The sequence below is a fragment of the Micrococcus sp. 140720015-1 genome, assembly GCF_053627595.1.
Genome location: NZ_JBSEYC010000003.1, coordinates 292463 through 305115 on the forward strand (window position 1 = coordinate 292463; position 12653 = coordinate 305115).

The window sequence follows — 12653 nt, forward strand, 5'->3', positions numbered from 1 at the left end:
AGGCCGCCGGTGAGAGGAGCACGATCATGACTGACATCCGCCGCACCGCCACCGCCCTGACCCTCGGCGCCGCCGTCGTCACCGGCCTCGGTGCCCCCGCCGCCGTCGCGCAGACCACGGCACCGGCCACCGAGACCGCCACCACGGCACCGGCCTCCCAGTCGCCCGCCCCTCAGGAGGAGGAGAAGGACGACAACGGCAACTGGGGCCTGTGGGGCCTGGCCGGTCTGCTGGGCCTGGCGGGCCTGGCCGGTCGCCGCAAGCGTGAGGTGCACGCCGAGCCCGTGCGCCGCGACCACCACGTGGCCGGCGCGCACCGTGACCATGACGTGCACCGCGTGGACGACCGCGCCGGCGACGTGCGCACCGAGGGCGTGGACGCCCGCCGCCGCGAGGCCGACGGCACCCTGGGCGACGCCACCCGCCGCCCGGGCACCGGCGACGGCCGCTGACCCGACCCCGGCCGCCCCGAGCGGCCCGTGACCGCGACCCCCGCCCCTGAGGCGGGGGTCGCGGCGCGTCCGGGGCGGGTCTCGAATGCGCCCGTCAGTCCGCGGTGTCCCCCGCCGAGGGCGCGGCGCGCAGCACCGCGTCCGTGAGGCGGTCCAGAGCCGCGGTCCCGGCCGTCCAGCGTTGCCAATGCAGGTGCACGTCGGCCGCGCCGAGGGCCGGGATCGGCTCGAGGTCGGGGTGCCGGCCCTCGAGCACGCCCGGCGGGATCTGCACCGAGGGGAGCATGCCCCAGCCCAGCCCGAGCTCCACCGCCCGCAGATATGCGTGCACGGAGGGCACGAGGTGGGTCGGCGGGTCGGCCACGGGCCGGCCGCGGGTGACGCGGCGCAGCACCGTGTGCTGCAGGCCGTCGCGGGGGCCGTAGTCCACGATCGGCAGCGTGCCGAAGTCCACCCGGCCCCGCGCGTCGCGATGCAGCTCCAGCAGGAAGGACGCGCACACCGCGTGATAGCGCATCGTGCCCAGCGGGGTGGAGGTGCACCCGGCCACGGGCGTGGGGTCGTCCGTCACGGCGGCCACCACCGCGCCGTCCCGCAGCAGGACGGCGGTGTGCTCCTGGTCCTCGGACTGCATCTGCAGGACGACGTCGTCCCACGTCGCCGCCTCGCGCAGCACGGGCTCCCACCACGTGTCGAGGGAGTCCGCGTTGAGGGCCACGCGCAGCGGCACGCGGCCGCCGTCGCCCCGGCCGAGCGCGGCGAGCGCCTCGTCCTCGAGCGCGAGGGCCTGCCGGGCGAGACGGAGCATGCGCTCTCCGGCCGCGGTCGGCCGGACGGGGACGGTGCGGGCCACGAGCACCTGGCCCACCTGCCGCTCGAGGGCCTTGATCCGCTGCGAGAAGGCCGAGCCGGAGATCCGCAGGGAGTCCGCGGCGGCGTCGAAGGTGCCGTGGTCGACGGCCGCGACGAGGGCGCGCAGGTGGTCGGAGTTCATGCGGTCCAGGGTAGGGGCGGCCATGAAGGATGTCTTCAGATCCTGAAGAAGATCGCGATGGCACGGACGTGGGGCGACTCCTATCCTCGCTCGGTGACCATCTTCGCCACCGGATTCCTGACCTACCTCGCCCTCATCGTCGCCATCGGCGCGCAGACCCTGTTCCTGCTGCGTCAGATCGTCCGACGCGACCGCGTGTGGACCGTCCTGACCGTGTGCTTCGTGGCCGATGTGGCGCTGCTCGTGCTCGGCGCCGGCGGCGTGGGCGTGGTGGCCGAACGCTGGCCGTGGCTCGTGCCCGCGCTGACCGTGGCCGGCGTGGTCTACCTCCTCGCGTTCGCCGTGGGCGCGCTGCGCTCCGCCTGGCGCGGGGACCGGACCCTCACCACCGCGGCCGCGGACGTCGAGGGGACCGGGCACGGCCCCGACCGCATCGACCTGGCGGTCCTCACCGGCGAGCTGCCGCTGATCGACCCGTCGACAGGGCGCCTGGCCGAGCGCGACCGCGAGCCGGCCAGGGCCGGCGTCGGGCAGCACGACGACGGCGCGCCCGGTGTCGGCGCCCCCTCGGGCGGCGGGTCGGTGGTGGTGCGGCAGCGCGTGCAGCCGCGCCGCGTGGCGCTGGACCGCCCGCAGACGCCGCTGCCGCGGATCATCCTGCTGGCGCTGTCCGTCTCCCTGGTGAACCCGCACGCCATCCTCGACACCGTGGTCATGATGGGCACCTTCGCGCAGACGTTCGGGGCGGCGAAGTGGGCGTACGTGGGCGGCGCGGTGGCGGCCTCGCTCGTGTGGTTCACCGCGCTCGGCTGGGGCGGCACGAAGCTCGCCCCGTCCATGGACTCGGCGCGGACGTGGCGGATCGTGGACGCCGTGGTGGGCGTGCTCATGCTGGGAATCGCCGTGAAGGTGGGGCTCACGCTCCTCTGAGCCGCCCGGGGGAGGATGATGGGGGCATGAGTCCTTCCCCCTCCGACTCCGCCCGCACGCCGACCGTCGCGGCCGGGGAGGTCATCCGCGTCTCCGCCGTCGTGCTGGCCCGCCCGGACCGCCGGGTGCTGACCGTCCGCAAGGCCGGCACCGCCATGTTCATGTTCCCCGGCGGCAAGCACCTGCCCGGCGAGGCCCCCGTGGACACCGCCGTCCGCGAGGTGGCCGAGGAGACCGGGCTGCGCCTGCGCCCGGACGAGCTGACCCGCCTGGGCGCGTGGGACACCGCCGCCGCCAACGAGCCCGGCGCCGCCCTGCACTCGGAGGTGTTCGCGCTGTGGCGGCCCGTCGCCCGGCACGAGGTCCCCGAGCCGACGGACGAGATCGTCGAGCTGCACTGGATGGACCCCGCCGCCCCGGCCGCACCCGGCGGGCACGGCGTGGCCCCGCTGCTGCACCCCGTGCTGGCCGCCGTCGCCGCAGCGCCCCCGTTCTGACCTCCTGGCGGGCCGGCCGGCCGCGCTGATGTCCGCCCCGGCCACTAGCCTGGCCCGGTGACGTCGCTGCTCCGCATCCTGCGCTTCGCGCCCCAGCTCCACCGCCTCTACCTCGGCATCGCCGTCAGCTCCGTGCTGGCCGCGGTGCTGGCCCTGGCCACCCCGTTCCTCATCGGCGCGGCCACGGACCGGATCGTCGCCGCCGTCGCGGGGGAGACCGACGTGGCCGAGGCCGTCACCGCGGTGACCTGGCTGGCGGTCGCGTTCCTCGCCGTCGAGGTGGCGATCACCGTGGTGGTGAGCGTGGGCGGCTACTGGGGCGACGTGATGGCCGCGCGCATGCGCACCATCCTCTCCACGCGGTACTTCGAGCAGCTGCTGCACCTGCCCCAGCGGTACTTCGACACCGCGATCACCGGGCGGGTCGTCAACCGGTTGAACCGCACCATCAACGAGCTCACCCAGTTCCTGCAGTTCTTCGCGAACAACGCGTTCACCATGCTCATCACCACCGCCGCGGTGCTCGTGATCACGGCGTTCTACTGGTGGCCGCTGGCGATCCTGCTGGCCGTCGTCTTCCCCGTGTACATGTGGCTGACCGCGCGGACCTCCGCGAAGTGGCAGGTGTGGGAGGGGGAGAAGAACACGGAGGTGGACATCGCCTCGGGGCGGTTCGCCGAGGTGGTCTCGCAGATGCCCGTGGTGCGGGCCTACAACCGGCAGGACCACGAGCTCACCGGGTTCCGCGACCGGTTCCTGCGGACCGTGGGGATCACCCGGCAGCAGTCCCGGTTCTGGCACGGCATGGACGCCGGGCGCCGGCTCGCCCTGAACGTGGCCTTCGGCGCGATGTACCTGATCGTGTTCGTCCGCACCGCGCAGGGCCTGTTCTCCGTGGGCGACATGGTGATCCTCCTGCAGCTGATGAACATGGCCCGGCAGCCGATCTTCTCCATGAGCTTCCTCGTGGACTCCGCCCAGCGGGCCGTCGCCGGGTCGAAGGACTACTTCGAGGTGCTCGCCGAGGAGCGCGAGCGGGCCGGCGGGGCGGCACTCGCGGTGGCGAGTGCGGAGGCGCCGCGCGCGCCGGCGGAGCCGCGGGCCGACGTCGTTCCGGGTGCGCCGGACCTCCCCGCGGACGTGCCGGCCGTGCGCTTCGACGAGGTCTCCTTCGCCTACGACGCCGCCGCCTCCCGCCCCGTGCTGGACCGCGTGTCCTTCGACATCCCGCGGGGCGCCAGGGTGGCGCTCGTGGGCGAGTCGGGCGGCGGGAAGTCGACCATCGCGCACCTGCTGCTGGGTCTGTACCCGGTGACGAGCGGACGCATCGAGGTGTTCGGACAGGACGTCGCCGGGCTGGACCTGGCCGCGCTGCGCGGGCGGATCGCCACCGTGTTCCAGGAGCCGAGCCTGTTCTCCGGGACGGTGCGCGAGAACATCGCCTACGCGGACCCCGACGCCTCCGACGAACGCGTCCGGGCCGCCGCCGAGGCCGCGTACGCGCACCGGTTCGTGGCGGCGTTCGACGACGGCTACGACCAGGTGATCGGCGAGCGCGGGCTGCGGCTGTCCGGCGGGCAGAAGCAGCGGATCGCGGTGGCGCGGGCCGTGCTGAAGGACGCGCCGATCCTCGTGCTGGACGAGGCCACCTCCGCGCTGGACACGAAGTCCGAACGGCTCGTGCAGGCGGCCCTCGAGGACCTCATGGTGGGGCGGTCGAGCCTGATCGTGGCGCACCGGCTGAGCACGATCGCGTCCGTCGACCGGATCGTCACGCTGCGCGGCGGGCAGGTGCAGGAGATCGGGACCCCGGCCGAGCTGGCCGAGTCCGGCGGGATCTACGCGCAGCTGCTCGAGCTGCAGAGGGCCGGCACCCAGGAGGCCCGGAAGATGCTGAAGGAGTACGGGCTGAGCGGCTGATCCCGGAATCTTCTGCGGATCCGACCCTTCTGGATGCATCGCGGTGGCCCATAAGGGTCGGATCCGCAACGGATTCCCCGCGCCGCCGCCCGCAGGACAAGGAGGTGCGGTCAGCGGGCTGTGAGGGCCTCCCGCCACGTCATCGCGCGGCCCGTGTGCAGGATGGAGCGTTCGTAGATCCGCGCGGCGAACGCGATCACCAGGGCGGTCGCCGCCAGCAGGATCCCGAAGCTCAGGACGTGCTCCCACAGCTCGCCCTGCCCGAGGTACACGCGCAGCGGCACGGCCACCGGCGCGGAGAACGGGATCCAGGACATGATCCGCAAGGCCTCCGGGTTGTCGTTGAGGAAGATCACCGCGAAGTACGGGAGCATGATCAGCATCATCACGGGCATGGACGTCGAGCCGATGTCCTCCTGCCGCGACACCAGCGAGGCCGCCGCCGCGTACAGCGCCGCGACAATCACGAACCCCACCGCGAACAGCACCACGAACCACAGGATCGGCACGCCCAGGCCGTCCAGCGGCAGCACGGCGCCGTTGATCTGCATGCCCAGCAGCAGTGCCGTGGCGATCAGCGCCACCTGGAACAGCGCCATCGCGGAGTTGCCGAGCACCTTGCCGGCCATCATGGCCTTCGCGGGCACGGCCGCCAGCAGGATCTCCACCACGCGGGACTGCTTCTCCTCGATCACCGACACCGCGATCTGCTGCCCGTACGTGATCGCCACCATGAAGAACACCAGGCCGAAGCCCAGCGCGATGAAGTACCGCAGCATCGGGTTCGGCGCGTTCGGGTCCAGCAGCTCCACGGCGGGGTTCGTGGACAGCAGGCCCACCAGGTCCTGCGGCGCGTCGTGCATCCCCACGACGGCGATCCCCGCCGGGCTCTCCCCGCTCGGCACGACGGCGGCGCTGGCCGTGCCGGAGCGCACGGCCTCCCGGGCGGCGTCGGCGGAGGCGGCCAGCGTGGGGGCGTAGTCGTCCCCGAGCGCGCGGACGGCCTGCTCGGTCTGTGCGGTGACGGCCACCGTCGTGGCCTCATCGGAGGCGAGCATCTCGCCCAGACGCGGACCCAGCAGCACCGCGGCAACCACGAAGCCCAGGGTGATGAGCGTGGTCACCACGAACGCCTTGGAGCGCATCTTCACGGCCATCTCGCGGCCCGCCACCAGCCCGACGGCGGCCCAGAACGGGGTGCGGCGGCCGGACCGGGGGTGCGGCGTGGGCGCGGGGGGAGCGGGCGGGCGGGCGCCGTCGTCCTCGTGGGTGAGGGGGGTGGGAGCGGCGGTGCTCATCGGGTGACCTCCGTGAAGATCTCGTGCAGGGAATGGCGGACGGGGCCGTAGCTGAGGACGGTGCCGCGGCGCTGGGACTCCGCGAGGACGCGGCCGGCGGCGGCGACGTCGGGGGCCCGGAAGCGCGCGTACCCGCCGTCGAAGGTGGTGACCTCGATGCCGGGTTCGGCACGGACCCAGCCGAGGTCGGTGCCCGCGACGAGCTCCCACTCGGGCTCGGCGTGGGCCGCGAGGATCTGCTCGCGGGTGCCGGAGGCCCGGACCTGACCGTCGGCGAGGATGATCAGTTCGTCGCAGAGACGCTCCACCACGTCGAGCTGATGCGAGGAGAAGAGCACGGGGACGCCGGTGTCCGCGGTCTCGCGCAGGACCTGCAGGGTGGTCTCCACGGCGTGCGGGTCGAGACCGGAGAAGGGCTCGTCCAGCACGAGCGCGACGGGGTCGTGGACGAGGGCCGCCGCGATCTGCGCACGCTGCTGGTTGCCGAGCGAGAGCTCCTCCAGGCGGCTGTCCGCGCGGGCATCGAGCTCGAGGCGGGCGAGCAGGTCCATGGCGCGGGCCCGCGCGTCGGCCGCGGAGAGCGAGCGCAGGCGGCCGAGGTAGACCAGCTGGTCGACGACGGACATCTTCGGGTAGAGCCCGCGCTCCTCGGGCATGTAGCCGATGCCCGCGCGGTAGTCGGCGGTGATGGGGGCACCGTCCACGAGGATCTCGCCGTCGTCCGCTTCGAGCACCCCCAGCAGGATGCGCATCGTGGTGGTCTTGCCGGCGCCGTTGCCGCCGACGAACCCGGTCATCAGGCCCGGGGTGATGTCGAAGTTCAGGCCCTTGAGCACCCGGGCCGTGCCGTAGGACTTGTCGAGGTCTCTGACGCTGATCATGCGCCCAGGCTAGAACGCAGGGGTGGAACGGCGACTCCGTCCGTCGGGGGATCTTCCGGGCCTCCTCCGACAGGGGGACGGCGTGGAGGCGGGTGGGCGACGAGCCGCCGGGCGCGGGGGCACAGCGGCCCAGGCGTCAGCCAGCCAGGCCGTGTTCGAATGCCCAGATCACGGCGTGCACGCGGTCACGGGCCTGCAGCTTCATGAGCACGTTGGACACGTGCGTCTTCACGGTCGACTCGCCCACGAACAGCTCCGCCGCGATCTCCGCGTTCGAGAGCCCGCGGGCCATGAGGGCGAGGATCTCGCTCTCGCGCGGGGTCAGGCCGGCTCCGGCGGCGGCGCTGCTGCCGGCGGTCACGCCGGACCCGGCAGCGTCGTGGGTGGCCGGCGTCGTCGTGGCCCCCGCCTGCCGCGGTTTCGGGTCACTTCCGCCGGACGCACCCATGTCGGGGTCACTTTGCCCGGATTCCGATCCCGCAGATCCAGGCGAAGTGACCTCGAACGGCGGGGCGGCCAGCCGCGCGAGCACGCGACGGGTGACCTGGGGGTCGAGGAGCGCGTCGCCGCGACCGAGCACCCGGACGGCCTCGATGAGCTCTTCCGGGCCGGCCGACTTGAGCAGGAAGCCCGAGGCGCCGGCGGCGAGGGTCTCGAAGAGGAAGTCGTCGCGGTCGAAGGTCGTGAGGATGAGGATCGCCGCCCGGGTGCCTGCCGCCACGAGCGCGCGGGTCGCCTCGATCCCGTCCATGTGCGGCATCTGGACGTCCATGCAGATCACGTCCGGATCCAGTGCGGCAGCGAGCTCGACGGCGGCCCGGCCGTCCGCCGCCTCGCCGACCACCTCGATCTCGTCCTCCGAGCCGAGGATCGCGCCGAAGCCGAGACGGATGAGCGGCTGGTCGTCCACGAGCAGCACGCGGATCATGAGGGAACCCCCGGGGTGGTCGTCGATGTCCTGTCCGTCTCAGCAGTGACATGCTCGGTGCGGGCCGGCGCCTGAGCGGCGGGCACCGTCGTTCGGACGAGCCAGCCGCCGTGCGGCTTCGGACCCACCTCGAGGGTGCCGCCCACGGAGTCGACCCGCTCGCGCATCCCGGTCAGACCCATGCGGGTGCCCAGGGTGCGGGCCGTGCCTGCGGTGCCCCCGGCGGCGCCGGTGCCCGAGCCGCGCCCGTCGTCAGAGACCTCCAGCTCCACCCGGTCCGCCTCGGTCCGCAGCCGCACCTCCACGCGGGCCCGGGGGCCGGCGTGCTTGCGGGCGTTCGTCAGCCCCTCCTGGGCCACGCGGAACAGCACGAGCTCGGTGGCGGGTGGCAGCTTCGGGGCCCCTCCGATCCGCACGAGCTCCACCGTCTGCCCACCCGCCGTTCGGGCCTGCGTCACGAGTGACTCGAGGTCGGCGAGCCGGGGCAGGGAGTCGGCCCCGGCGTCGTCGTCACGGAGGGTGTGCACCAGGGTCTGCAGCTCACGGACCGCCTGCCGCGCGGACTCCTCGACCCCCTTGAGGTGGCCCTCCGCGGCGGTGGGGTCCCGGTGCAGGAGCAGACGGCCGGCGCCGGCCTGCACGCCCATCGCGGTCACGTGGTGGGCGACGACGTCGTGCAGCTCCCGCCCGATCCGCAGGCGCTCTCGGGTGACGGCCTGCTGGGCGAGCTCCTCCTGCTGCGCGCGGATCTCGGCGTGCGCGCGGAGGAGCTCCTCCTGCTCGAGCGCCTGCGCCCACGCGCGATTGCCGAACAGCCACGCCCCCGTGAAGTACGCGGCGTTCACGAGCACCTGGATGATCAGGAACGCGAAGTACGCGTTGACGCCGCGCTCGCCCGTCTCGGGGTCGGTGAACCCCCGCACGGACGCGGCCACCAGCCAGGCCGCCATCGCCACCACGATGATCAGCCGCACATGCCGGGCGCGGCGCCGGTCGGGGGTCCACGCGCCGACCGAGTAGAAGGACATGAAGAGCACCACCTGGGAGGCGTAGAACTCGACCGCGCCCAGGGACCCGAGGGTGATGTAGGACGCGGACACGAGCATCGCCACGACGAGCGGGGCCCGCCGCCGCCACGCCAGCAGTCCGCCGAGGAGCGCCGCCCCGAGGGCCACCAGGTGCACCGGGACGTCGCTCTCCGGGTTCACGCCCGCGAAGTCGCTCAGGTAGGCGAGCTCGACGCCGGCCAGCGCCAGCACCCCCGCGATGATCGCGTCCGTGCGGAACCAGTGCGGCGGCAGCGCGCGACGCAGGGGCTGGCCGCCACTGCCGTGGGGGGTCACGTCGTCCGGACGGACCGGTCCCCGGGCAGGCGACGACGGGCGGTCCTGAGGGTTCATCCCGCCAGACTAAGCGCGCTCCGGCAGCTGCCGGATCCCCCGCGCGGGGGAGATCGCACGCCGGGCTCAGCGGCTGAGGCCGGAATCTTCTGCGGATCCGACCCTTCTGGGCGCTGCGCGGAGGGCCAGAAGGGTCGGATCCGCAACGGATACCCCGCGCGCGGCAGGACGTCCACGACGACGTCGGCCCGACGCCTCCGCAGGGCCTGTGGACAACCGGGCCCGCCGGCGTCGGAAGCGAGCAGGATCGGGGCCATGCGCGTGCCCGGACCCTTCCCCGCCCACCTCCAGGACGCCCCGTTCACGCGAGCGCAGGCGCTGGCCGCAGGCGTGTCCGGGTCGCGGCTGCGCAGCCGGGACGTCGAACGCGTCGCGCACGGCCACTACCGCTGGATCGGCCCCGTCACCGGGGCGACGCCGCCCGCGCGTCCCCTCGCCACCGAGCTGTCCCGGCTGCAGGACCTGGCGGCGATGCGTCCCGACGTCGTGGTGACCGGAGAGTCCGTGGCCCGGCTGCTGGGCTGGCCCCTCCCGGACGACGTCCAGGCCCGGGTGCGCCCCACCGTCCTGCGGTCCCGCACCCGCCGGGTGCTGCGGGAGCCCGGCGTGCGCACCCGGCTCGTGGACCTGGACCGCCTCATCGTGCGGCGGGACCGGCTGCACGGGCTGCGGTGGACCTCGCACGCCGACACCTGGTTCCACCTGGCCACCGTCCTGGACCGAGACGCGCTCGTGGCGGTCGGAGATCGGCTGGCACGGGAGGACGAGCGGCGGGGGAAGGTCGCGCTGGCCACCCGCCGTGAGCTCGGCGCCGCGCTCGAGCGGCACACCGGCGAGGCCGGGATCGTGCGGGCGCGGGAGGCATTGGCGCTCGTGCGCACCGGCTCCGACTCCCCGGCTGAGACCGAGCTGCGCCTGGCGCTGATGGCCGCGGGGCTGCCTGAACCGGACCTGCAGATCGAGCTCTGGGACCCCGACTACTCGCTGTGGCACCCCGCGAGCGCGGACCTCGGCTACCGGCGGTGGCGGATCGCGATCCACTACGAGGGCAAGACCCACGACGGCGCCGCGCAGGTCGGCAAGGACACCCGCCGGGACGCGGTGTTCCTGCGTCAGCGCTGGCTCAACATCCGGGTGGCGGGGACAGACCGGTGGCGGGGATTCGTCGAGACGGCGGCGCTGGTGCGGGCCGCGATAGTGGAGCGAGGCGGTCTCGACGCCGGTGGCGCGGAGGATCGTCTGCGGAACTGACCCTTCTGGGGCGGGAACGGACGCCCAGAAGGGTTGGATGTGCAGCGGATTCCGGAAGGCCGACGACGGCGCCGCGGCCCCGCTCTTACCATGACGGGATGACCGCACCGGATCCCGCCCCCACCGACGCCCGCCGCGCGGAAGACCGCTCCGCGCGCATCGCCGTCACCGTCTTCCCGCTGCTGGTGCTCGCCGCCGCGCTCGTCGGCTTCCTCGCCCCGACCGCCGCGAAGACGCTGCTGCCCCAGGTGAACCTGTTCCTCGGGATCATCATGTTCGGCATGGGCCTGACGCTGACCCTTCCGGACTTCGGCCTCGTCGCCCGCCGGCCGCTGCCCGTGTTGCTGGGCGTGGTGGCGCAGTACGCGATCATGCCGCTGCTGGGGCTCGGCGTCGCCGTCGTGCTCCAGCTGCCACCCGAGCTCGCGGCGGGCGTGATCCTCGTGGGCTCGGCCCCGGGCGGCACGTCCTCGAACGTGGTCAGCTACCTCGCGCGCGCCGACACAGCCCTGTCCGTGGCCATGACCTCCGTGTCCACGCTCCTGGCTCCGCTGCTCACGCCGCTGCTCACCCTGTGGCTGGCAGGCCAGTACATGGCCGTCGACGGCGGCGCCATGGCGAAGTCCATCGTGAACATCGTGCTCCTGCCGGTCCTGGGCGGACTCGTCGTGCGCCTGCTGCTGCGCCGCGTCGTCGACCGCGTGCTGCCCGCCCTGCCGTGGGTCTCGGTGGTGTTCATCGCGCTGGTGGTGGCCGCCGTCGTCGGGAACAGCGCCTCGCGCGTGCTGTCGGCGGGCCTGCTGGTGTTCGCTGCGGTGGTGCTGCACAACGGGCTCGGCTACCTGCTCGGCTACGGTGCGGCGAAGCTGTTCCGGCTGCCCACGCCCGTGGCGCGCACGGTCTCGATCGAGGTCGGCATGCAGAACTCGGGCCTCGCCGCAGGCCTCGCGGCGCAGTACATCTCGCCGGCGGCGGCCCTGCCGGGCGCCGTGTTCTCGATCTGGCACAACCTCTCCGGGGCCGTGCTCGCCATGGCCTACCGCCGTTCCGACGGCCGCAGGGCCGCCGGCGTTCCCGGCTCGGCCCCGGCGAATCGTCCGCGGAACTGACCCTTCCGAGGCGGGACCGGACGTCCAGAAGGGTCAGTTCCGCAGACGATTCCGGACGGTCGACGGTCGACGGTCGACGACGGCGGCCGTCAGCCCTCGGCCGGCGGCTCGTTGATCTGGAACGTGGCCCCGGCGGGGTCCTGCACGGTGGTGACGCGGCCGAACGGGGAGTCCTGGGGGCCGTCCAGAACCGTGCCGCCGTGCTCGCGGATCACCTCGAGCGCGCGGTCCGTGTCCGCCACGGCGATGTACATGCGCCAGTACCCCACGGCGTTCGGCGGCAGCCAGGCCCGAGCGTCGCACAGGCCCGCGGTCGCGCGGTCGAACGGGTGGTTCGTCGCGTAGCGGGGGCCGTCGTGGGCCGCGTCCTCGGCGTCGGCCGCGGTCTGCGTGTCCTCCGGGGCGTCGTCGTCCCCCATCAGGGTGGGCTGCCAGCCGGCCACGGCGCGGTAGAACTCGGCGGACTCGTCGAAGCGGGTGGTCATGAGCTCGAACCACACGGAGGTGCCGGGGGTGAGCGGCAGATCGTGGCCGGGGAAGGTGCCGGACTGCCAGAAGCCCACGACCTCGTGGCCCGGGCCCTCGGCCATGGCCATCACGCCGAGGTCACCGACGGGCATCGCGTCCACGAGCACGGCGCCGCCGTTCTCCCGCACCGCGGTGAGGGTGGCGTCCATGTCCTGCGTGCGCAGGTAGACGGTCCACGCGGCGGGCGGGGCGTCCTCGCCGGTCATCTGCGAAAGCTGGTCGGCGTCCATGGCGCCGCCCACGGAGGCGCCATCCTTGGTGATCATCCGGTAGTGGCCGAACTCCTCGCCGGAGTCGGTGAAGGTCCAACCGAAGAGGGCCTCGTAGAAGGCCCGCTGGCGGGCGAAGTCGGGGGCGGTGTAGTCGATCCAGGCGGGGGACCCGGCGGGGGCGGGCGGGGTGGCGCAGGTGCTCTCGCTCATGCGGCTCAGCGTAGGCCCGGGAGTGGGCGCCGTCACAGGTCGG

General features: G+C 73.6%; 12 protein-coding genes. 6 read left to right on the forward strand and 6 right to left on the reverse strand.

The annotated features are described in order from the left end of the window. Positions 1-26 precede the first annotated feature (26 nt). Positions 27-452 carry a WGxxGxxG family protein gene (locus ACUXPL_RS06900; RefSeq protein WP_145033318.1) on the forward strand — a complete coding sequence of 142 codons (426 nt, stop codon included), beginning with the start codon at positions 27-29 and terminating at the stop codon, positions 450-452. Between the two features lie 94 nt (positions 453-546). On the opposite strand, the gene ACUXPL_RS06905 is transcribed toward ACUXPL_RS06900, so the two are convergent. After that, positions 547-1446: an ArgP/LysG family DNA-binding transcriptional regulator gene (locus tag ACUXPL_RS06905; RefSeq protein WP_454182800.1), complete on the reverse strand. Its 900-nt coding sequence runs from the start codon at positions 1444-1446 to the stop codon at positions 547-549. 93 nt (positions 1447-1539) lie between these two features. On the opposite strand from ACUXPL_RS06905, the gene ACUXPL_RS06910 reads away from it, so the two are divergent. From ACUXPL_RS06910 to ACUXPL_RS06920, 3 genes are read left to right on the forward strand one after another with little or no spacing between them, the layout of a single operon-like run. Next, positions 1540-2376, forward strand: a complete 837-nt coding sequence (locus ACUXPL_RS06910; RefSeq protein WP_454182801.1) for a LysE/ArgO family amino acid transporter — start codon at positions 1540-1542, stop codon at positions 2374-2376. Positions 2377-2402: 26 nt separating this feature from the next. Further along, a complete protein-coding gene (locus ACUXPL_RS06915; protein ID WP_060775137.1) occupies positions 2403-2873 on the forward strand; it encodes an NUDIX hydrolase in 471 nt (156 codons plus the stop codon). A 57-nt stretch (positions 2874-2930) separates the two neighbouring features. Further along, a complete protein-coding gene (locus tag ACUXPL_RS06920) occupies positions 2931-4793 on the forward strand; it encodes an ABC transporter ATP-binding protein (protein WP_454182803.1) in 1863 nt (620 codons plus the stop codon). A gap of 110 nt (positions 4794-4903) precedes the next feature. Here ACUXPL_RS06920 and ACUXPL_RS06925 read toward each other — a convergent pair whose 3' ends face one another. The 4 genes from ACUXPL_RS06925 to ACUXPL_RS06940 all read right to left on the reverse strand — a co-directional run bounded on the left by ACUXPL_RS06925 (position 4904) and on the right by ACUXPL_RS06940 (position 9300). Then, entirely contained in the window at positions 4904-6091 is a 1188-nt protein-coding gene (locus ACUXPL_RS06925; RefSeq protein WP_454182805.1) for an ABC transporter permease, read from the reverse strand. Then, positions 6088-6972 carry an ABC transporter ATP-binding protein gene (locus ACUXPL_RS06930; protein WP_180536386.1) on the reverse strand — a complete coding sequence of 295 codons (885 nt, stop codon included), beginning with the start codon at positions 6970-6972 and terminating at the stop codon, positions 6088-6090. Before ACUXPL_RS06930 ends, ACUXPL_RS06925 begins: the two co-directional genes overlap by 4 nt. A 136-nt stretch (positions 6973-7108) precedes the next feature. Further along, positions 7109-7900, reverse strand: coding sequence for a response regulator (locus tag ACUXPL_RS06935; RefSeq protein ID WP_454182807.1), 792 nt, complete (start codon positions 7898-7900; stop codon positions 7109-7111). Beyond that, positions 7897-9300 carry a sensor histidine kinase gene (locus tag ACUXPL_RS06940; RefSeq protein WP_180536382.1) on the reverse strand — a complete coding sequence of 468 codons (1404 nt, stop codon included), beginning with the start codon at positions 9298-9300 and terminating at the stop codon, positions 7897-7899. The genes ACUXPL_RS06935 and ACUXPL_RS06940 overlap by 4 nt, the downstream gene beginning before the upstream one ends. Before the next feature lie 255 nt (positions 9301-9555). On the opposite strand from ACUXPL_RS06940, the gene ACUXPL_RS06945 reads away from it, so the two are divergent. Further along, a complete protein-coding gene (locus ACUXPL_RS06945) occupies positions 9556-10551 on the forward strand; it encodes a hypothetical protein (RefSeq protein ID WP_454182809.1) in 996 nt (331 codons plus the stop codon). 98 nt (positions 10552-10649) lie between these two features. Further along, complete coding sequence (locus tag ACUXPL_RS06950; RefSeq protein WP_454182811.1) at positions 10650-11660, forward strand: bile acid:sodium symporter family protein; 1011 nt, start codon at positions 10650-10652, stop codon at positions 11658-11660. A gap of 89 nt (positions 11661-11749) precedes the next feature. On the opposite strand, the gene ACUXPL_RS06955 is transcribed toward ACUXPL_RS06950, so the two are convergent. Continuing rightward, complete coding sequence (locus tag ACUXPL_RS06955) at positions 11750-12610, reverse strand: VOC family protein (RefSeq protein WP_454182813.1); 861 nt, start codon at positions 12608-12610, stop codon at positions 11750-11752. Between the last annotated feature and the right edge of the window lie 43 nt (positions 12611-12653).

Coding starts and splice junctions, on each gene's coding strand:
- ACUXPL_RS06950 (WP_454182811.1), top strand. CDS start 10,650: ATGACCGCACCGGATCCCGCCCCCACCGACGCCCGCCGCGCGGAAGAC.
- ACUXPL_RS06900 (WP_145033318.1), top strand. CDS start 27: ATGACTGACATCCGCCGCACCGCCACCGCCCTGACCCTCGGCGCCGCC.
- ACUXPL_RS06955 (WP_454182813.1), bottom strand. CDS start 12,610: ATGAGCGAGAGCACCTGCGCCACCCCGCCCGCCCCCGCCGGGTCCCCC.
- ACUXPL_RS06930 (WP_180536386.1), bottom strand. CDS start 6,972: ATGATCAGCGTCAGAGACCTCGACAAGTCCTACGGCACGGCCCGGGTG.
- ACUXPL_RS06925 (WP_454182805.1), bottom strand. CDS start 6,091: ATGAGCACCGCCGCTCCCACCCCCCTCACCCACGAGGACGACGGCGCC.
- ACUXPL_RS06940 (WP_180536382.1), bottom strand. CDS start 9,300: ATGAACCCTCAGGACCGCCCGTCGTCGCCTGCCCGGGGACCGGTCCGT.
- ACUXPL_RS06935 (WP_454182807.1), bottom strand. CDS start 7,900: ATGATCCGCGTGCTGCTCGTGGACGACCAGCCGCTCATCCGTCTCGGC.
- ACUXPL_RS06915 (WP_060775137.1), top strand. CDS start 2,403: ATGAGTCCTTCCCCCTCCGACTCCGCCCGCACGCCGACCGTCGCGGCC.
- ACUXPL_RS06945 (WP_454182809.1), top strand. CDS start 9,556: ATGCGCGTGCCCGGACCCTTCCCCGCCCACCTCCAGGACGCCCCGTTC.
- ACUXPL_RS06905 (WP_454182800.1), bottom strand. CDS start 1,446: ATGAACTCCGACCACCTGCGCGCCCTCGTCGCGGCCGTCGACCACGGC.